This is a genomic window from Streptomyces sp. NPDC058650, assembly GCF_042717315.1.
GTDB lineage: Bacteria > Actinomycetota > Actinomycetes > Streptomycetales > Streptomycetaceae > Streptomyces.
This window is the reverse complement of record NZ_JBHXRL010000001.1, coordinates 727,332-746,482: the sequence shown is the minus strand read 5'-3', so window position 1 is coordinate 746,482 and position 19,151 is coordinate 727,332. Positions and strand designations below refer to the sequence as shown.

At 70.7% G+C, this 19,151-nt stretch carries 14 protein-coding genes and 1 tRNA gene; 6 read left to right on the top strand and 9 right to left on the bottom strand.

The features are described 5' to 3' along the window. Nucleotides 1–78: 78 nt before the first annotated feature. From ACFWWU_RS03665 to ACFWWU_RS03650, 4 genes are all read right to left on the bottom strand, one after another. A complete protein-coding gene (locus ACFWWU_RS03665; RefSeq protein ID WP_384138330.1) occupies nt 79–1,326 on the bottom strand; it encodes a PP2C family protein-serine/threonine phosphatase in 1,248 nt (415 codons plus the stop codon). A gap of 144 nt (nt 1,327–1,470) precedes the next feature. After that, nucleotides 1,471–2,211, bottom strand: a complete 741-nt coding sequence (locus ACFWWU_RS03660; protein WP_384138328.1) for a MerR family transcriptional regulator — start codon at nt 2,209–2,211, stop codon at nt 1,471–1,473. A gap of 129 nt (nt 2,212–2,340) precedes the next feature. After that, nucleotides 2,341–2,414: transfer RNA gene (locus tag ACFWWU_RS03655), tRNA-Met, on the bottom strand. Between the two features lie 51 nt (nt 2,415–2,465). Then, nucleotides 2,466–2,960, bottom strand: a complete 495-nt coding sequence (locus tag ACFWWU_RS03650) for a rhodanese-like domain-containing protein (RefSeq protein WP_189508567.1) — start codon at nt 2,958–2,960, stop codon at nt 2,466–2,468. Between the two features lie 184 nt (nt 2,961–3,144). Between ACFWWU_RS03650 and sigJ the strand changes: the two genes are divergently transcribed. Next, nucleotides 3,145–4,125 (top strand): RNA polymerase sigma factor SigJ, encoded by a 981-nt coding sequence (gene sigJ, locus ACFWWU_RS03645; protein WP_384138326.1) that lies wholly within the window; start codon nt 3,145–3,147, stop codon nt 4,123–4,125. Between the two features lie 131 nt (nt 4,126–4,256). Here sigJ and ACFWWU_RS03640 read toward each other — a convergent pair whose 3' ends face one another. The 3 genes from ACFWWU_RS03640 to ACFWWU_RS03630 all read right to left on the bottom strand — a co-directional run bounded on the left by ACFWWU_RS03640 (nt 4,257) and on the right by ACFWWU_RS03630 (nt 9,258). Further along, nucleotides 4,257–4,850, bottom strand: a complete 594-nt coding sequence (locus ACFWWU_RS03640) for a phosphatase PAP2 family protein (protein ID WP_384138324.1) — start codon at nt 4,848–4,850, stop codon at nt 4,257–4,259. Nucleotides 4,851–4,869: 19 nt separating this feature from the next. After that, nucleotides 4,870–6,228, bottom strand: a complete 1,359-nt coding sequence (locus ACFWWU_RS03635) for a diacylglycerol/lipid kinase family protein (protein WP_384138322.1) — start codon at nt 6,226–6,228, stop codon at nt 4,870–4,872. 207 nt (nt 6,229–6,435) lie between these two features. Next, a complete protein-coding gene (locus ACFWWU_RS03630) occupies nt 6,436–9,258 on the bottom strand; it encodes an ATP-binding protein (protein WP_384138320.1) in 2,823 nt (940 codons plus the stop codon). 161 nt (nt 9,259–9,419) lie between these two features. Between ACFWWU_RS03630 and ACFWWU_RS03625 the strand changes: the two genes are divergently transcribed. The 4 genes from ACFWWU_RS03625 (at nt 9,420) to ACFWWU_RS03610 (ending at nt 17,079) form a co-directional block, all read left to right on the top strand. After that, nucleotides 9,420–9,779, top strand: a complete 360-nt coding sequence (locus tag ACFWWU_RS03625) for a VOC family protein (RefSeq protein ID WP_384138318.1) — start codon at nt 9,420–9,422, stop codon at nt 9,777–9,779. A gap of 9 nt (nt 9,780–9,788) precedes the next feature. Further along, the gene (locus tag ACFWWU_RS03620; protein WP_384138316.1) at nt 9,789–10,241 is read left to right on the top strand and encodes a pyridoxamine 5'-phosphate oxidase family protein; all 453 of its coding nucleotides are present in this window, start codon (nt 9,789–9,791) and stop codon (nt 10,239–10,241) included. 498 nt (nt 10,242–10,739) lie between these two features. Continuing rightward, on the top strand, nt 10,740–15,971 hold the full coding sequence (locus ACFWWU_RS03615; RefSeq protein ID WP_384138314.1) for a sacsin N-terminal ATP-binding-like domain-containing protein: 5,232 nt from the start codon (nt 10,740–10,742) through the stop codon (nt 15,969–15,971). Nucleotides 15,972–16,167: 196 nt separating this feature from the next. After that, on the top strand, nt 16,168–17,079 hold the full coding sequence (locus tag ACFWWU_RS03610; protein ID WP_384138312.1) for a hypothetical protein: 912 nt from the start codon (nt 16,168–16,170) through the stop codon (nt 17,077–17,079). 376 nt (nt 17,080–17,455) lie between these two features. Here ACFWWU_RS03610 and ACFWWU_RS03605 read toward each other — a convergent pair whose 3' ends face one another. Further along, the gene (locus tag ACFWWU_RS03605) at nt 17,456–17,887 is read right to left on the bottom strand and encodes a hypothetical protein (protein WP_384138310.1); all 432 of its coding nucleotides are present in this window, start codon (nt 17,885–17,887) and stop codon (nt 17,456–17,458) included. Nucleotides 17,888–17,897: 10 nt separating this feature from the next. Beyond that, complete coding sequence (locus ACFWWU_RS03600; protein ID WP_384138308.1) at nt 17,898–18,248, bottom strand: hypothetical protein; 351 nt, start codon at nt 18,246–18,248, stop codon at nt 17,898–17,900. A 224-nt stretch (nt 18,249–18,472) separates the two neighbouring features. Here ACFWWU_RS03600 and ACFWWU_RS03595 point away from each other — a divergent pair, with 224 nt between their 5' ends. Further along, on the top strand, nt 18,473–19,135 hold the full coding sequence (locus ACFWWU_RS03595; protein WP_384138306.1) for an HAD-IA family hydrolase: 663 nt from the start codon (nt 18,473–18,475) through the stop codon (nt 19,133–19,135). Nucleotides 19,136–19,151 lie beyond the last annotated feature (16 nt).

Below are 19,151 nucleotides of genomic sequence, written 5' to 3'. Positions count from 1 at the left end.
GACCCCCCTTCAGCAAGAGGCGGCCAAACTCTCGCGATCTGACGTTGTGTCAATTGTTATCGCAGCGACACCCTGTGACTACGCCTGGTGACCGGGGCGGATCGAGGGTCCTCCCGGCTGCGCCGGCGGTACCACCGGCATCGTCCGTCGCCTCTCCGGCTGCCCCGCCGCGGGCCTGCTCAGCGCGAGCAGCGCCATGTCGTCCGTCGACCCGCCGCCCGTGTGGAGCCGTACGTCGTCGACGAGCGCGTCGAGCAGCTCCTCGGGCCCCGGGAAGATCCGTCCGGCGAGGCGGGACGCCGGGTCGTAGAAGACGCCCTCCGCGTTCCGCGCCTCCGAGAGGCCGTCCGTGTAGAACAGCAGCGTCGCGCCCCGCGGGTACGGCCGCTCCTCGGCCCGGTCCGGCCACGCCGCCAGCTCGCCCATGCCGAGCGGCAGCGCCGGCTCCGCCGGATCCAGCACGTCCAGGTTCCCGTCCGCGTACAGCAACAGCGGTGGCGGATGGCCGCGGTTGACGACCCGTACGCTCCCGGCGTCGCCCTCGCCCCCGCCCGTCCCGTCGGCGCGCGGGATCTCCGCCAGGACGGCCGTCGTGAACCCCTCGAAGGCGTCGAGCCCGTGCCTGCGGGTCCCCTCCCGGGCCAGCGCCCGTTCCAGCCGCTGCGCCACCCCCTCCAGACTCGCCTCCTGCTCGGCCGCCTCCCGGAACGCCCCGATCACGACGGCGACGGCCTCGACCGCTTCCATCCCCTTGCCCCGCACGTCCCCCACGACGAGCCGCACCCCGTGCGGGGTGTCCTGCACGGCGAACAGGTCGCCGCCGATGAACGCGTCCGCCTGCGCCGCCTCGTAACGGGCCGCGCACTGCAGCCCGCCGATCCGCTCGTCGGGCGTCGGCAGCACCGCCTTCTGCGCGGTCTCCGCGATGACCCGCGCGGAGGCCAGCCGCTCGCCGCTGCGCCGCACGACCCGGTTGACGAGCATCGCGAGCGCGGAGACGGTGACGACGGTGAAGACCTCGGTGAGGGCCGGGACCTCGGTCGCCGTGCCGTTGTAGACGTGCAGCCCGACGCAGGCGAGGACGGCGGCGATCCCGGTGAGCAGGGTCGTGAGCGTCGAGAAGAACGGCGCGGCGATCAGCGGGGCGGCGGAGAAGAGCGGCGCGGCCGTGTACGTGGCGGGCGTCGACAGGTCGAAGACGACACCGCCCACGATGATCAGCGGGGGCAGCGCACGGAGGAAGCGCCGGGCCCCTCTGTACGGGCCGGGGCGGCGGCCCTCGCCGCCTCGCCGCCCGCCGCCCGCTGCTCCTAGGGGGTGCCCCACCTGTGCTCTCCTGCCCGGTCCGCACCGGCCACGGTGTTCCCGTACCGCGCCCTCCCAGGGTGGCCGCCACCGCACCCGGTCGCGACCCCCATGGGGCCGACTGGCGTACGCCCCCCTCGCTTCCGAGCACGTCCGGCGCGGCGGCTACAGGTTCCGCTCCGCGTAGACCGCCATCGCGTCCCGGACGAGGAGCGCGGTGCCCTCGCCGTGCTTGTCGTAGTTCACCGTGAAGCGCGGGTCGTCGACGTACATGCGGCCGAGTCCGATCACGTACTCCTTGGTCGGGGTCGTGGTGGCCGACAGCCACGCGATCTGGCGCCGCGTGATCGCCTGCACCTCGTCGCTGTCGGCGGCCAGGCCGTCCCGTACCGCCTGCCCGAAGTCGCGGGCGATGCCGGCCTGCTCGTCCAGGAACGCCTTCCTGCCTTCGGCGTCGAGCGAGCGCCACCAGCGGTCGCCCTTCTCGTACGCCGCGCGGCCCCAGCGCTCGGTGACCTCCGCCTCGTACCGCGTGTGGTCGAAGCCGTCGAACACTTCTTCTGCCATGAGTTCTTCTCCCCTCTCGGTCTTGTGGAGAGTGGTGCGGACGGCCTCGATCTGCCGGCCGATGCGCTCCCGCTCCTGCTCCAGGAGGAGCAGATGGGTGCGCAGCGCGGCGGACGGGTCGCTCTGCCCCTTGAGGACCTCGGCGATCGCGGGCAGCGAGAGCCCCAGCTCGCGCAGCAGCAGGATGCGCTGCAGACGCACGAGCGCCGCCTGGTCGTAGTACCGGTAACCGTTCGCGCCGATCCGGCTCGGCTCCAGCAGTCCCCGCTCGCCGTAGTGGCGGAGGGTACGGCTGGTGGTGCCGGCCTTCTTGGCGATCTCTTGGATCGACCACTCCATGCCGACCACGCTAAATCTTGACGTCGCGTCAAGGTCAAGCGGACGTCCTCGCGACACGAGGGGGGGAGGGGCATACGACGAAGGCCCGGATCCGATCGAAATCGGATCCGGGCCTTCGTTGCTACTGAGTAGCGGGGACAGGATTTGAACCTGCGACCTCTGGGTTATGAGCCCAGCGAGCTACCGAGCTGCTCCACCCCGCGTCGGTAAACACGACTCTACGTCATGACCGGCGCAAACGTGAAATCGGTTTCTCAGCAGCCGCAGTCGTCGGAGTCCACGGGCGCCGTGAGCGGGTCCGCGGCCTTCTCCGCGGGCCCTTCCCAGGTCTCGTAGGCGAAGCCCTCGCGCACCCAGTACTCGAAGCCGCCGAGCATCTCCTTCACCTGGAAGCCCAGCTCGGCGAGGGCCAGCGCGGCGCGCGTGGCGCCGTTGCAGCCGGGGCCCCAGCAGTACGTGACGACCGGCACGGACTTGTCGAGGAGCTGCTCCGCCTGCTCGGGGATGAGCGCGGTCGGCAGGTGGAGCGCGCCGGGGACGTGTCCCTGGTCCCAGGAGGCGGTGGACCGCGAGTCGATCACGACGAAGCCCGGGTCCGTGCCCTCGGCGGTCGCGGTGGCCAGCGCGGAGGCCACGTCGGAGACGTCGGCGTGGAAGGCGAGGCTGGCGGAGAAGTAGGCGGCCGCGGCGGCGGGGGAGGCCGGCGGGGTGCGGAGTACGGGGTTGACCTGCGTCGTTGTCGTCGTCATGGTGATCAATCTACGGACGAAGATCATCGTGCTGAAGTACGGATCCACGGCGGTCGGGGGCTTCGGCCGGGGAATCCCGGGCGTTGGCCACGGGGCGGCGGGGATCTCACGCAACGAGACCGTTCGGCCCGCTCGAACGCCGCGGCTCGTGTCACATCGGCAGGGTTCCATCCGTCATGACGACATGACGGAACGCGAAGGGGGAGATCGACGAGTGAACGGCGAGCGGGACGAAGCCAAGGAAGCCTTGGAATCCGAGGAAGGCAAGGAAGGCAAGGAAGCGCTGGCCCGGCGGTTCGAGGACGATCGGGGCCATCTGCGGGCCGTCGCCTACCGGATGCTCGGCTCGCTGAGCGAGGCGGAGGACGCCGTCCAGGAGGCCTGGTTCAAGCTCAGCCGCGCCGACGTCAGCGCGGTGCAGAACCTCAGCGGCTGGCTGACCACGGTCGTCGGCCGCGTCTGCCTCGACATGCTGCGCTCCCGCGGCTCGCGCCGCGAGGACCCGCTGGAGTACTACGTCCCCGACCCGGTCGTCAGTCTCCCCGACGCCACGAACCCCGAGCACACCGCGGAGCTCACCGAGTCCGTCGGCCTGGCGCTCCTCGTCGTCCTGGAGACGCTGTCGCCGGCCGAGCGGCTGGCGTTCGTGCTGCACGACATGTTCGCCGTCTCCTTCGACGAGATCGCGCGGATCGCGGACCGCACCCCGGCCGCGACCCGCCAGCTCGCCAGCCGGGCCCGCCGCCGGGTGCAGGACGCCTCGCCCGCCGCGGGGCCGGACGCGCGCCGCCAGCGGGAGATCGCCGACGCCTTCCTCGCCGCGGCGAACGGCGGCGACTTCGAGGGCCTGCTCGCGGTCCTCGACCCCGACGTGGTGCTGCGCGCGGACGGCGGCAGGGTCCTCGCGGCCGCGTCCAAGGTGGTGCGGGGCGCCGAGGCCGTCATCTCGCAGGCCCTCATGTACGCGAAGTTCCGTCAGGCGGCGCTGCCGGTCGTGGTCAACGGCGCGCCCGCGTTCGTGGCCGTCGTCGACGGCCGTCCGACCGTCCTCATGTCGTTCACGATCGCCGGGGACCGGATCGTCGGGGTCCAGATCCTGGCGGACCCGGAGCGGCTCGCCGCGCTCGGCCTCTCGGAGGAGGACCTGGCCCACGCGACGTTCTGAGGCTCCGCCCCACCCGGCGCACCGCATGCGGAACCCCTTCACCGTCGTCGTCAGGGTCTACGGCCCTGACCGCTCCGTCCTCGACGGCGGCCGGCGGCTCCCGCCCCTCACCGTCGTCGACTGACGGCACGTCACCTCTCCCCGGTGGCCACCCAGGTCACGGCCGCCAGGGAGACGGCGGCGCTCGCGACGCCGAGGACCGCACCCGCGGCGACGTCGCCCGGGTAGTGCACCCCGGTGTGGACCCGGGAGTAGCCGACGGCCCCCGCCAGGAGCGCGAGGGGCACGGCGGCGACGGGCAGCACGACCCCCACGGCGGTGGCGAAGGCGACCGCCGACGCGGTGTGCCCGGAGGGGAACGAGGCCGAGTCGGGCATCGGGACGTGCCGGCCCACCACCACCCGGGCCGCCTCCCGGTCCGGCCGCGGCCTGCGCACGAGCCGCTTGCCCAGCAGATTGGCCGAGGCCGAGGCCACGGCGATCGCCCCGGCGCCCGCGAGCGCCGCCCGGCGGGGCCGGCCGGGGACCACGGCGAGCACGGCGGCGACAGTGAGCGAGATCTTGGAGTGGTTCGCCGCCGTGGACAGCCGGCGCAGCGCCGTGTCCAGCGTGGGCGTGGGCGTGGCGGCAACGGCGGCGTACACCGCGCCGTCGACGGCACGGAGGTCGTGCATGACCGCCCGGAAGGTCTCGGGCTCCGCGGTCTCCGCTGTCATGTCCGTCATGCGCCGCTCCTTGGAAGGTTCAGGGGGTACGAGGGGTGTGGAACGCGAGCGTGGTGATCCGCCGCCAGTCGAGCGGCGGCAGGGGAGGCACCGTCCCCGGCCGGTCGCGCGGGACACGGACCCGCAGCGCGCCGGGGCGGAGGGTGCAGACGACCGGGGTGGGCAGGGTCAGCGCCTCCCCGTCCACGGCGACGGAGATCCCACCGGCCCCGTTGCCGGTACTTCCCGGACTTGCCACGACCTCGACCCTACGGGCCGTCAGCACGTTCAGGCCGGCCGCCTGGGTCCCCCGTACCGCCAGCTCGGCGGCCTGCGCGGCCCCGTCCACCCGGATGCCGATCACCCCGAGCTCGCCCCCGTCGAGGCGCGGCCGGTGGGCGGAGGCGACACCGAAGGGATCGGGCGCTGCATAGGGGTTGTTGCTGACGAGGAGCGCCTGCTGCGCCGGGAGGCGGACGGTGTCGACGGTCGCGTCGACACGCGCGCCCTCGCCGCCCTGGAGCAGGTCGGGCAGGACGTCGACGGCGGTACCGGCCTTCGCGTCGCGGTACTCGGGGCGCTGGACGACGTCCGCGTACACCCCGAACGAGACGGTGTTGACGAAGGGACGCCCGGCGACCTCGCCCAGGTCGACCCGGAGCTCCTCGCCGTCGGTCAGGGCGTTCAGGCAGGTCGCCGGGTCGGTGCGGTCGAGGCCCAGGTCCATGGCGAAGTGGTTGCGGGTGCCCGCCGAGATGACGAGGAACGGCAGGTCGTGCTCGGCGGCCACCGCGGCGACCAGCGCCTGGGTGCCGTCGCCGCCGGCCACGCCGAGGAGGTCCGCGCCGTCGGCGACGGCCTTCCGGGCGAGCGCGGTGACGTCGGTCTGCGCGGACAGGTCGAGCAGGACGACCTGGGCGCCCATGGCCTCCGCGCGTGCGACGAGCCCGAAACGGCCGACCTTCCCGCCCCCGGACTTCGGGTTCATGATCAGGACGGGCCGCCGGGGACGGGCCGCGGGTGCGCCGCTCCTCAGCGCGTTCCACTCCCGGTCCGGGCGGCGCAGCGCGGTCCGCGCGCAGCCGAGCGCCGTGCCCCAGAGCGCGAGGGCCACCAGCGCGTTGCCCCAGACGCCGCCGACGACGTACAGGACCAGGACGGCGATCGGCGCGGCCACGGCGAGCAGCCCGCCGAGCACCCGCAGCGGCCCGCGATGGGCGAAGAACCACCAGAGGCCCATGGCCGAGGCGACGAGCCCCACGAGTCCGGTGAGCAGGATCAGCACGCCGCCCGTCAGGGCGGTCACGATCGCCACGACCGCGCCGGCCGCGGCCAGCAGCGCACAACGGGCCAGCCGTCGGGCCGACCTCGCCGGATCGCCGGAACCGCTCTCCGTCACCGACCCCACCTCCACGTTCCGGATCCACATTCCCCCACGGTCCCTCACCCCGCGCTCCGGGAAGGCCCGTTCGGAGGAAAAAGATCTTCGAGGCGCCCTGGTTCTCCTCGCGGAGCCCTCCCGGAACGCCTACGTAACCCCCTCACGGAGCCCTCACGGAGCCCGCATGGGGCCCTCATGGGGCCCTCATGGGGCCCTCATGGGGGCTCATAGTGCCAGGCCCAGTGCGGCGAGGGCCGCCGTACCGGCGGCGGCGTGCTCGCCCCCGGCGAGGAGCAGCGTGCGCGCGGCCTGGTAGCGGCTGCCGGCCGCCTCGAACGCCCGCGCGGCGGCGAGGAGCCGCGGCGGGTCGCCGTCGAGCAGCGCCTCCGCCCGGTCCAGCTGCGCGGTGGCGACCGGGTTGCCGGCGACCACGGCCCGGGCGGCGGCCGTCCGGGCCCGGGCGTCCGGGTGCCCTGCGAGCACGGACGCCTCCGCCCGGAGGGCCACGTACCAGTGCAGCCAGATCCAGGTGACCCACTTCCACACCTGCTCCGGCTCCGGCGCGACCCGGTCGAGGGCCGCGGCGGCGTCCCCTTCGTGGAGCAGGACCATGGCGTCGAGGATCGCGCCGTAGCCGTGGCGGTACTCGTCCGCGGTGCCCGCCCGGTCGACGATCCCGAGCCACTCCGCCCGGGCGGCGCCGTCGCCGCGCAGGCCGTGGACCATGGCGACGGAGGCGGCCGCGGGGCCGAGGGAGAACGACTGCTGACGGCCGCTCCGCTCCCACGCGTCGAGGAACCGCCCGCTGCCGGTCTGCACCTCGTCGCCGCGGCCGGCGAAGGCGTCCGCGACCAGGAGCCAGGCCGTGGCGTGGTGACCCACCTCGGCGAGGATCGGATGGCCGGCGAGCTGCCGGCCCCAGCGGCGGGCCTCGGCCAGCCGGCCCGCGCCGAGGGCGGTGCCGGAGGCCATGGCGAGGGCGTCGAGGAGTTCGTGGGTGCGCGCGGGGTCCGCCGGCAGGGGGCTCAGGAGGTCGATCCGGCGGCGCGCGGCGGCCGCGGCGGCGAAGGCGTCACCGGCCCAGCTCCGGGCGCCGGACAGCGCGTCGAGGGCGGCGGACTCCGCCACCGGGTCGCCGACGCGCCGGGCGAGCACGACGGCCCGCTCGGCGAGCGCGATCGTCTCCTCCACGGTGTTGTCCGTGGCTCCCTGAACGGCACCGAAGGCATCCGCGAGCACGGCGGCCTCGGCGAGCGCGACGGCGGCGACGGCGGGGCCCTCGCCGCCCTCGCCCGCCGCGCCCTCCTCGCCCCCGGACAGCTCCCGCGCCCGCGCGAGGAGGGCCGTCGCCTCCTCCACCGACGGGAGCCGCGTGAACTCGCTGGAGAAGCGGTACGCGACGGTGGCGGCGGCCGCCAGGTCGCGCCCCGCCCCGGCGAGGTCCCCGGCCCGGCGGGCGGCCTCCCCGGCGGCCCGGTGCAGGCGGAACATGTCGTCACCGAGCCGCCGGCACCCGGCCACCGCGGCGGCGAGCCGCAGAGACTCCGCCGCCTCGGCATGGCCACCGGTACCGGCATCCGCACCGGCGAGCGCGGCGGCCTGCTCGTACCGCTCCTGGGCCTCGCCGAGCAGGTTGCGGGTGAAGGCCGCCTCCGCCAGGGACAGGGCGAGCCGATGGGCGTCCGCGCGAAGCTCCGGCCGCTCGGCGGCCCAGGCGAGGGCGGCCCTGAGGTCCTCGGCCACGGCGTCGAACCGGGCGCGCCAGTCCGCGCCGCCGACGTCCAGGAGGCCGGTGGCTCGCTCCAGACACCACTCCACGTGCCGCGAACGGACGACCGCCGACTCACCGACCTCGGCGAGACGCTCGGCGCCGTACTGCCGGATGGTCTCCAGGGCCTGGTAGCGGGTGCCGGCGGCGGACGGCGTGACGGTGAGCAGGCTCTGCTCGGCCAGTCGGCCGAGCCCGTCGGCGACCGCGCCGGGATCCAGCGGGGCGATACCGGCGACCTCCGCGGCCGCCTCGGCGGTGAACGGCACCACGAAGACCGACACCCGGCGCAGCAACGCCCGGTCCGCCGGCTCCAGCAGGTCGTGGCTCCAGTCGAGGACCGCCCGCACCGACCGGTGCCGGTCGGCGGCGCGGGGCCCGCCGGCGAGAATCCGCAACTGGTCGGAGAGCCCGGCGACGAGCCCGTCGAGCCCGAGCGTGGGCCAGCGCGCGGCCGCGAGTTCGATGGCCAGCGCCATGCCGTCGAGCCGCTCGCAGAGGGCCACGACCGTGTCGCGTACGGCCGGATCCGGCCGCATGCCGACCGCCGCCGCCCGCTCCAGGAAGAGCTCCACGGCCTCCGATTCCCCGCCCCCGTCCCGCGACAGCGGCGGGACGGGGAAGACCCGCTCGAACGGCACCATCAGCCGGGCCCGGCTCGTCACGAGCACCCGCACGCGCGGGCAGGCCGCGAGGAGCCGCTCCAGGAAGGGCGCCACGCCGCCGCGTATCTGCTCGCAGTTGTCCCACACCAGCAGCGCATGACGGTCCGCCAGCACGGCGAACAGCGACTCGTCGACACCCCGCCCGGGCTGTTCGCCCACGCCGACGGCGGCCGCGACGGCAGCGCCCAGGCGGCCCGGATCGGTGACCGGGGCGAGGTCGACGAACCAGACCCCGTCGGCGAAGTCGTCGGCCAGCTCCGCGGCGACGGCGAGCGCGAGCCGCGTCTTGCCCACGCCTCCGGGACCGACCGCGGTGACCTGCCGATACGCCTTCAGCGCCTCCGCGAGCTCCCCGCGCTCCCGCACCCGGCCGACGAACGCCGTGAGCGGCGCGGGAAGGACGGGCGCCGACATCGCGGCGGGAGCGGACTCGGCCGCCCGCCGGGAGAGCGCCCGCCGGTCCGGCACCGCCAGCTTGCGGAGCAGCGAGGAGACGTGCGACTCGACGGTCCGTACGGAGATGAACAGCCGCGCGGCGATCTCGGCATTGCTGAGGTGCTCCCCGAGGAGAGCGAGCACGTCGGCTTCCCGAGACGAGATCACTGAAGTGGACACGACGTCATTATCGGCTCGTACTGAGTCCGTTCCGTAGTCCGTTCCGTAGTCCTTTCCGTGGTCACCACGGAGGCGCGCGCGGACCGGCTGACGGACAGTGGAACCACGGCGAACGAGAGCCCGCCGGAAACCACCGCCCCACACACACCACAGGAGTGACCATGTCCGGTACGTCCACCACCCAGGGAATCAAGACGATGCTGCACCCCGTGTCCGACCTGGCGAAGGCCAAGGCCGTGTACGCCGCTCTGCTGGGCGTCGCGCCGCAGATCGACGAGTCGTACTACGTCGCCTTCGAGGCCGAGGGCCAGCACATCGGACTGCTGCCGGGCGGCGGCCCGCAGGGCCTGACCTCGTCGCTCGCCTACTGGCACGTGCCGGACATCGAGGCGAAGCTCGCCGAGGTGACGGCCGCGGGCGCCACCGTGAAGGACGCGGCGCAGGACGTCGGCGGCGGCCGCCTGGTCGCGACCGTCGTCGACCCCGACGGCAACCTCATCGGCCTCCTCCAGGACAACTGAGCGCGACCGATGACCGCCGCGCCCCGCTCCCGCGCCCAGCGCCGTCACGACACCGAGCACCGGCTCGCGCACGACGTCGACGTCTGGGTGGCCACCGCCTCACCGGACGGCACGCCGTACCTCGTTCCGCTGTCCTTCGACTGGGACGGCGAGGCCCTGCTCGTGTCCACCCCGGCGAACAGCCCGACCGGCCGCAACCTGGCCGCGACGCGCCGCGTCCGCCTGGGCCTCGGCCTCACCCGCGACGTGTCGATGATCGACGGCACGGTCGAGGTCCTGGAGATCGACGCGCTGCCGCGGGACCGCGGCGACCGCTTCACCGAACGGACCGGCTTCGACCCGCGCGCCGAGACGACCCCGTACCGCTGGTTCCGCATCACGCCGCACCGCATCCAGGCCTGGCGCGAGGCGAACGAACTCCCGGCCCGCGAACTCCTGCGCGCCGGCCACCCGGTGCCCTGACACCCCGGGAACGACGAAGCGCCCCGACCGGTCGAAACCGATCGGGGCGCTCGCCAGCAAGTCAGTAGGCCGTGTGGGACTCGAACCCACAACCAATGGATTAAAAGTCCTGGCTGGGGCGGGGTGGGTGGTGCCGGACGGTGTCGCACCATCCGGCATCGCCTGGCCAGAGTGGTCGAACGGTGTCACGTCATCCAGCCCGATCCGGCCTGTGCCGGAACGTCCGCTCACGCATCGCTCACGCATCTAAGGCAGGAACCCCGGATGGGCGGGTTCCCTTGCGGGTCCCACTCGGTAGTCAGCTGTTGGCGCTACGCACCGAGCGCTCCCGACCCGCGGGCCAGAATGCGGAATCCTCGGATGATGTGGTCGCCGATCCGGTTTGATGCGCCATAGGGCTCACCGCCCGGCAGGCGCCGCGCGACGAGTGTGCGAGGGACGAGGGGAACGGCCATCACATCGACGTACGACACCGTCGGCAGCGCATTCCGGGACACCGTGATCGCCCTGACCCGACGGCGGATCGAGATCTACCAGCACGCCGGTGAGGAGTGGCGATTCGCGGAGAGCCTGAAGTCCGTCAGCGAGGACACCGCCCAGGAGTACGAGGGCCGCACCGTACTCGAACTCGTCCAGAACGGGCACGACGCACTCGGCGGCGACCGCCCGGGACGCATCTCCGTCCTCGCGGTCCCCGAGGAGGGCGGCGGCGTCCTCTACGTCGCCAACGAGGGCGCGGCCTTCAACGAGAAGAACTTCCGCGCCATCACCGAGGTGGCTCTGTCGAGCAAGGCGGCGGGTGAGGGCATCGGCAACAAGGGGCTCGGTTTCCGCAGCGTGCTGCAGCTGACCGACTGGCCGGAGATCTACTCCAAGACCTCGGCCGACTCCCCGGTGTTCGACGGCTACTGCTTCCGGTTCGCGCGCCCCGACGACGTACACGCTCTCGTGGAGGATCCCGATCTGGCGGCCCGCGTGGTCGAGGATGTCTCCCCCCTCGCGCTGCCCGTGCCGGCCGCAGCCACGGACCCGGTACTCAAGGAACTGGCCGAGGACGGATTCTCCACCGTCGTACGGCTCCCGCTGCGGGACCAGCACGCCTGGGGACTCGCCGTGGCGCAGATGAGCGAGATGGCGAACGGCGACGCGCCGCTTCTGCTATTCCTCGATCGGGTGGCCGCACTCCTCATGGAGGTACGCGGCGAATCCCCTGACGCGTTCACGCGGGTCCTGTCCCGTACCGAGCATGCATCGGGCCTCGTCCGCGACCGCGAGAACGACTGGGTGACGGAAGTCGATCTCGCTGACGCCGGCCGCTATCTGCTGGCGCGCCGCACCGTGGAGGCTGGCTCCCTGAGTGAGGCGATCCGACGCAGCGTACGAGCCCGGGAGATCGATGCAGCCTGGGAGAACTGGAACTCCGAGGCATGGGTGGCGGTGGCCCTGAGGCTGGACACCCCGCTCGCGCACGGCCGTATGTACACGTTCCTCCCCATGGCCGCCGCTGCCCGGTCTCCCTTCCCCGGGCATGTCCACGCCCCCTTCTTCACGAAACTGGCGCGGCTCGACATCAGCGAGTCGGTGGCCCTCAATGACCACCTCCTCGACCACGTCGCCCACCTGGCGGTGGATCTGAGTCGGCGCATCCGCTCGGAATCACCGCACCTCGTGGCCGCCGATCTCGTTGTCGACCTCGTCAGCTGGGATGTACCGAACCGGCTGAACGCCGCTCTCGACGGAAAACTCGGCACCGAACCGATCGTCCCGCTACACGGCACGGAGACCTGGGGCTCGCTGCGGGACTCCTACGCGTGGCCTGAAGGAAAGCGCTCCTGGCGGGTACTGACCACCGACGCCCTCGCCGATGCAGGAGCTCCGCTGCTCGCTTCATCCGTCGGTTCCGTCCGCCACGCGCGACTCGACAAGCTGTGCAGAGCCGTCCTTCCCACCTCGCTCCGCGCACCGGCACAACTGTCGGCCGAATGGGTCGAACGCGTGGCCGCGACGCTGCCCCGCGAGGACGAGACAGCGGCAGGACCCCTGTGGGGTGCCTTCTACGGTGATGTCGCGCATGCGTTCGCGAGGGATCAGGACGCGCTGCGCGGCCGCCGCATCATCCTCGACCAGAGTCTGCGGCTGAGGAACACCCTCGGCGGCGCGGCCGAGTCGCAGCAGAACGACGAAACCGTCTTCTTCCACCCCGACGCCGACTCCATCACCCAGGTCCCCGGTGACCTGAAGGCGCTGCGCCGCCGCATCGCCTTCACCCACCCGACGATCGTCTGGGACCCCCAGGGGCGCGACTTTCTTCAGCACCACCGGCTCGTGCGCCCGTACGAGCTCGACCGGGTCTTCGACGCGCTGGAGGACCTGCTCGCCGGCCGCCCCACCGAGGCACTCGGCCGCGACGCCCTCGTCTTCGCCTTCCGGCAGTACCCAACGCTCACCCAGACCCAGCGAGGCCGCCTGCCCCGCATTCCCTTCCGCGTCCCGCTGGCAACCGACGGCTGGGGCAGGGCGGCACGATGTTCCTTCTCACCCGCCTGGGGCACCGAGGGGGCACGGAGGCTGGACCGGTTCCTCGGCGAAGGTGGGGCCGGGGTGCCCGCCGCGATCGCCGCTCAGCGTGACAGCTGGATCAGCGGACCAGACGCCTGGCCCACACCCGTCCGCGACAGGTCCGCCTACGTCGAGTTCCTCTCGGCCCTGGGAGTATGCGACGGCATGCGCCCGACCCTCGTCGGCGGCCGGCTGAAACCCAGCCACGGCAACGATCTGCGGCCGGCCGGCCTCGCCGTACGCTTCGGACTCGGGGACCCGCTCGCCGCTGTCTGGACCGCGGACGTCCAGAAACGGTGGACCAGGTTCGCCCACCCGTGGACACCGTACGAGTTCACGCGGGCACCGGCCCACCTCGCGGGAGGGGCCGACGTCGCGGCACTGCCCAGAACGGCTCGGCGTGAGTTCGCCGAACTGCTCCTCCACGGGCTCCGCACCTGGGGCAGCGAGGTGTTCACCTTCACCGTGCACAGGCCCACGTATCCCTTCAAGGACGAACACGTCTGGCCGACACCGCTCGCCTCCTTCCTCCGGGGCCTGGCATGGCTCCCCGTGGAGGAAGCGGACGGCCCCTCCTTCGTCACGCCCGGCCAGGCTTGGTTCAGCACCGACGGCGAACTCCCCGCCTTCGTCCCGGCCCTGCCCTTGACGACCCGGCGGCTGCTCGCCGACAAGGCCGTCGCCGACCGCCTCCTCCAACTGGGTCTGCGCAGATGGGACGACCCGCAGCACGCAGGGGCGGTCGTGCTGCAGCTCGGGGACACGCTGGACAATGGGGAGGTCCCCGAGTACCTCAGCGTCTCCTTCAAACGGCACTACGAACGGGCTTGGTCGCAGATCGCGCAGACGGGAGTCTGGCCCTGGGCCCCCAGCGAGGAGATCCGGCTGGCCGTCAGCCGCGCCAACATGCTCAGCGCCCTGGCGGTGCCCGCCTCCGCCGGGGGAGTCACCGTCTACGTGCGCGACCAGGAGGACCCTCTCAAGGAAGCGCTCATCGAGCTGGCGGGTCACCCCGTACTGGTCGCCCCGGCCGAGTCCGGGGAGGCCATCGTCCGACTCGCCGAGGCGAACGGGCTCCAGGTGGAACGCACGTCCGCCACCCATGTCCAGGTCCGGCACAGGGACGGCTCCCCGATCACCCCGGACGGAGCGGCCACCGCACTCGTCGAGCGAAGGGAATGGCTGGTCACCGTCGTCGCCCTCGCCATGGAGCTGAAGTCCGGGGCGTTCGTCCGGCGTAGCGAGCGCGGCGTCCGTGCCGCGCTCGAACGGCTCCGCACCATCCGTCTTGTGCACGCCGCCGACGTGGAGATCGCCATCGCGGGCGCACCGACCGAACCTCCATCGACGACCCGGGCGCTGCCACTGCCCGACGACAACCACCCCACCGTGGTGGTCTGGAGGAGCGAAGAAGGCTGGGACGAACTCCAGGCGGCAACGCCGGCCATCGCACAGCTCCTGAGCCGTCCGTGGCTGCAGGACGCGCTCGAACTAGTCCTGGTGAAACTGGAGCGGCTCTTCGGCGGCCACCTACCCGGCCACATCGACGACGGATTCCTCGCCCAGGCCCTGGACACGACCGAGGCGAAGGTCACCGAGATCAGACGCCACCTCACCGGCGACGTACAGGACGCCGTACGGCTGATCCGTCCCGTCCTGGCCTGCGTCACCACCACCGACTGGGACGAGGAGTCGGAGAACCTCCTGGCCCGTGCGGGAAACGAGTCCGAACTCCAGGCGGTCATAGACCGGTACGCACCCGACCTGCCCGTCTCGTCGGAGGACCTGGTGGCCCTCGCCCGCTCCTCCACGACGCCCGCCGAGCTGCGTGACGAGCTGCGACTCGACTTCATGGAGTTCAACGCGGCACTCACCACGCTCGGCCCCGGGTACTCGCCGTACTCCTACCCCGACGTTCACGAGCAGGTCTTCGGCGACTTCGTGCGTACTCACGCCGACACGATCCTCGACCGACTCCGCGAGCGCTACGCGGCCGTTGCCGACGAGGGCGGCGACTTCACCCCATATGCGGCGGCCCGCGGTCTGCACGACCTACGGCCCGACCCGGACTGGCTGCCTCGCTTCATGACTCCGCCCCCGGAGGCGATGCGCGTCAGGGTGGGGAAGTGGCTGCGCGAGCACGGCGCCGACGACGACCTCGACCGGCCGGGAACCCTTCCGCCCGTCGACCTGCTGCGTGAACGCAACGCTTCTGCGATCGACACGCTGGTGAAGGTTCTGCTTCCCCTGGTGGAGGCTTGGTGCCGCAAGCAGGGCGTCGAACCTCCGAGCGGCTGGCACGGCGCTGTCCTTCTGGAGTCCAAGAGCTGCGTCGACAGGTCCGGGCTGAGCGATCTGGTGGCGTTGAGCGAGAGCCAACTGATCGACGCAGTGGAGCGCGCGGTGAGGTGGCCCGACGGCATGCCGCGGACTGCGGATCTCGTCCAACTGGGCCTAACTTCGAACGACCTGGCGCGGACGGCGAAGCGCCTCTCCCATGGTTCCGGCGGCACCAGCGGCATCGTGCCGCGCACCATCACCATCGGGGACGCCGAAGTCAGCGTGGGACGCGACCAGCTCTCCGCCATTGCGGACATCGCGGCGCGTACGGTTGGCGAATCCTTCCTCGCTCAGAGCGGCAGGGTGCGCCTTGACGCCGTCCAAGGCGTACCCCGGCCACGTCCGGGAACGAGCTCCCCCAAGCAACGCATCGTCGTGGCGAAGATGAATCAGACCAACGAGGATCAGCGATCGGCCATCGGCCTGGTCGGAGAAGTGGCGGCTCGCGCATGGCTCCAGCGTCGGTACGCGGACGTGCGCTGGAGGTCGGGATACGCCGCTGTCGTCAACGGAGACCGCGACGCATCCGACTCGCTGGGGTACGACTTCGAGGTGAAGTGGCGCGACACCACCCGGTTCTTCGAGGTGAAGGCGCTGAGCGAACCGAGCGCCGACCGAGTCGAGTTCGAGCTCGGACCGTCCGAGGTGGACGCTGCCCGCCTCCACGCACGCGGCAGCCGCTACCGCATACTGCTGATCACTTCCGCGCTCGCCCCCGAGGACCGCAGGGTCTTCGAGCTTCCGAACCCCTTCTCTGCGCAGGGCCGGGACAGGTTCAAGATCGTGAGCCGAGGATTGCGCTACCAGTGCTCACCTCTCGGGAAGAGGTAGGCACACTGCCGAGAGACAGCTCTTGCACCAACACCTGGGGAGGTGCCCCGGATGCGGAGTACAGCGGCCGTCTCGAAGGCCGCTTGGACCTATTAGTAGCCCCCTCTCCTTCCAGCGAGACCCAAAACTGGTTGTTCAGGGGCGCCGAACATGCGATCCTGCAGGGCTCTACACAAGCGATGTCGGTGAGGTATGGATGTTCAATTGGCACCTCGGCTACGCAACAAGAGATCCCCAAGGCAAGATCAAGGAATTGAGCCTAGGCGGAGAAGCCGTATCTCCCGACTTGGCCGACTCTCACCAAGAACACCTGAACATTCTTACAGAGGCTCTAGAAAACCCCCCATACGCCCAGCTCTCAGCTCAATACGGCAAGCTATTCGAAGCACTCAATGAGCTGCATAGCGGAAACTTCCCATCCCTCTCATACAAGGAAAAGCTGGACCCTCTGCCCCTTCTGCTCGACTCATTCCTTTCGGCCTTCCGTGCCTTCGATGACCGAACATGCAAGTGGCTCTCAGGGCGATACGAGCCGAACATTCTAAACGCCTTCAGAACCAGTCTATCCCATGAGTACGACACCGTTTTCGCCTACCGCTTCATGTACAAGCTGCGCAATTATAGTCAGCATTGCGGATTGCCACCCATTTCAGGGCACTCCAGCAGGTGGCTCGACCGTGACGGGGTACAACGGAGGGAAGTGACCGTAACTTTTGACTCAACCGAGCTCTTGAGGCGTTTCGACAAATGGGGCCAGCCCGTGAAAAGCGAGCTCCAAGATATCGCCGGGGAGTTTTCCGTTGTCGAAATGGCCGCCCAATTGATGGCATCTTGCACGATTGCGCAAGCGAAGCTGCTGTTGTCCATATCTCGCCACTTGCAGGAATCGGCAGATTTCCTGATCTCCTGCGACCGAAGCCCGTCAGGGCCGCAGACCGTCCCTGTCCTTATTCGAGTAAACCCCAACTCTTGGCGCGACCCCGAAGGACTGAGAGATCTTCAGCTTCGCTACATCCGCCCGGAGTTGGCGCATTTTCTAGAATCATCATTGCGTCAATCAGAGACGATTCTGGCCGAGTTCGAAAATTCCCACACCACAAAGAAGTGACCCCATCAGGACAGATCCCCTGCGAGCGGAGCGCAGGACTCCCAAAAGGCTCTTAAAGGCATCAGAATACCGGCGTCATTGCGAGCACGGCCATCATCTCCAATGCCGTAGGCCGGCACCTATTTCATGATCGTTAATGAGCACCTTCTGGACGATCACAATCAGGTCCAGCCATTGGGAAGCAGCAGTGGATGGTAGGCGCCCCGACGCGACAAGACCGCGAACCTATGGGCCTGTCAGGCTGCGTTCAGGGGCAGCGCCAACCGCTGTGTAGTCACAGGCCCAAATACCGGTGCTGGCATACCAGAAGGCGGCAGCGAAGGTACAGACCTCGGCGGTGGGATCACCGGACCGGGCGATGACCGGCTCAATCGGTCTACCGGCCCATCATGAATGTGACCGCGGCAAGGGAGGCGCCCCCGAGGGCCATCGCACACAGTCGTAGCTTCCACGTGACGGGGTGAGTGACCACCCTCTGCGCCACGGCCCAATGCCGGTAGAGCAAGTAGCCCGCTACGTCGAGGAGGACAGCAGCCCCACCCGCCAGCCAGATGTACAGCACGAGGGCATGACCGAGATCCGCGAACCGTGAGAAGAACTCCTCGCTGAGAACCGTCTGCGTCCACCGTGCCACCGCTGGGCAGAATGCCCAAGCGGCCATGATCGCCGCCCAAGCTTGTGAGGTTATCGACGGCCCAGGGGGCGTCGGAACAGAGGTGCCACCGAGCACGTTCTGGGTCCCGCCGATCACGGTGGGCCCGACGAAGACGTTGTGGTGGACCTCCGAGGCGTCAGAGTCCTGGCCCATGCTCCACCGCTTACATGTTGACGATCTGGGTGCCGCCCAGCTGGGTCGGTCCATGAAACTGGTTGCCGTGGATGTTCATCCCGATGCATGGCTGCGAGACTCCCAAGGCGTCTTGCAGCTGCCGGAGAAGGTCCTCGTCGGATGCAGCAAGTCGCCGGACATGCTCGTGCACGGCGCTGCGCAATGTCGTTGGGTCCTCCCCACGAAGACGATCAAGATCTTCGATTCGCGCACCCTCGTCGCTTCGTGAACGGCTCAAGATCGCGCTCAGCCGCGGACGAGCGGCTGCATAGGCATCAGTGACGAGCAGCGCGGTAAGCGCCGTGGCGACGCTCTCAGCCAAGAAGCCGATATCTGTCATGCGTCCTCCTACCTCTTCGCACATTCCAGGCTACGGAGAGCAACGCCTGCTGTCTGGGAGATCGCCAGACAGCACCACTTCCATCCACCTATCCGCGGGCGAGAGCATGGGCCCACGCCCTGCGAACGCGTTCGACCAGTGGCAGCGGCAGGCTCTGCGCGCAGCCGCACCGCCGGGCGGTACCTTCGCTCGGGAGACAAACTGCGGAAGGGGTCAAACGCCGAATGTCGCACAATACGGTCACCGCCGACAGACATGAGCAGCGTGGCCTGATCCTCGACTTCGCCGGGGTGCTCACCGCCAGCCCGATCGAGGTTCACCGCGCCTGGTGCGTGTCGGAGGGGCTGGAGCCGGGTGCGTGGCGGGCCACCCTCAACGATCACCCCAAAGGTCGACGCCTGTACGCGGCTCTGGAGATCGGGGAGATCGGGCAGGCCGAGTGGAACGAAGGTACGGCGGCCCTGCTGGGCCCGCAGGTGGATCCGGTGAACCTGATGGGCCGGGCCTGGGCCGGGGTGCCTGCGGCCCGCCGGATGGTCGGGCTCGCGCGGGCCGCGCGGGACGCCGGGCACCGGCTCGCCCTGCTGTCCAACAGCTTCGGCCTCGACCCGTTCAACCCGTACGAGCACGTCGGTATCTGGGACCTGTTCGACGTGCACGTCGTCTCCGAGCTCGTCGGGATGGCCAAACCCGATCCAGCGATCTACGAACTCGCTTTGGAGCGCATCGGGTTGCCTGCCGAGCAGTGCGTCTTCGTCGACGATCACGCGGTGAACCTTCCGCCGGCAGCTGATCTCGGTATCGCTACCGTCCACGTCACGGAGGAAGACGAGGCCGTGGCCGAACTGGAGGCCCTGCTTGGCGTGACAGCCGTACTCGCCGGCTGAGGCCAACTGCACTCTG

What these genes read in the sequence shown, in the direction of transcription:
- ACFWWU_RS03620 (WP_384138316.1), top strand. Translation starts at nt 9,789, where the DNA reads ATGACCGCCGCGCCCCGCTCCCGCGCCCAGCGCCGTCACGACACCGAG.
- sigJ (WP_384138326.1), top strand. Translation starts at nt 3,145, where the DNA reads ATGACGGAACGCGAAGGGGGAGATCGACGAGTGAACGGCGAGCGGGAC.
- ACFWWU_RS03640 (WP_384138324.1), bottom strand. Translation starts at nt 4,850, where the DNA reads ATGACGGACATGACAGCGGAGACCGCGGAGCCCGAGACCTTCCGGGCG.
- ACFWWU_RS03605 (WP_384138310.1), bottom strand. Translation starts at nt 17,887, where the DNA reads ATGGGCCAGGACTCTGACGCCTCGGAGGTCCACCACAACGTCTTCGTC.
- ACFWWU_RS03595 (WP_384138306.1), top strand. Translation starts at nt 18,473, where the DNA reads ATGTCGCACAATACGGTCACCGCCGACAGACATGAGCAGCGTGGCCTG.
- ACFWWU_RS03650 (WP_189508567.1), bottom strand. Translation starts at nt 2,960, where the DNA reads ATGACGACGACAACGACGCAGGTCAACCCCGTACTCCGCACCCCGCCG.
- ACFWWU_RS03610 (WP_384138312.1), top strand. Translation starts at nt 16,168, where the DNA reads ATGTTCAATTGGCACCTCGGCTACGCAACAAGAGATCCCCAAGGCAAG.
- ACFWWU_RS03600 (WP_384138308.1), bottom strand. Translation starts at nt 18,248, where the DNA reads ATGACAGATATCGGCTTCTTGGCTGAGAGCGTCGCCACGGCGCTTACC.
- ACFWWU_RS03625 (WP_384138318.1), top strand. Translation starts at nt 9,420, where the DNA reads ATGTCCGGTACGTCCACCACCCAGGGAATCAAGACGATGCTGCACCCC.
- ACFWWU_RS03660 (WP_384138328.1), bottom strand. Translation starts at nt 2,211, where the DNA reads ATGGAGTGGTCGATCCAAGAGATCGCCAAGAAGGCCGGCACCACCAGC.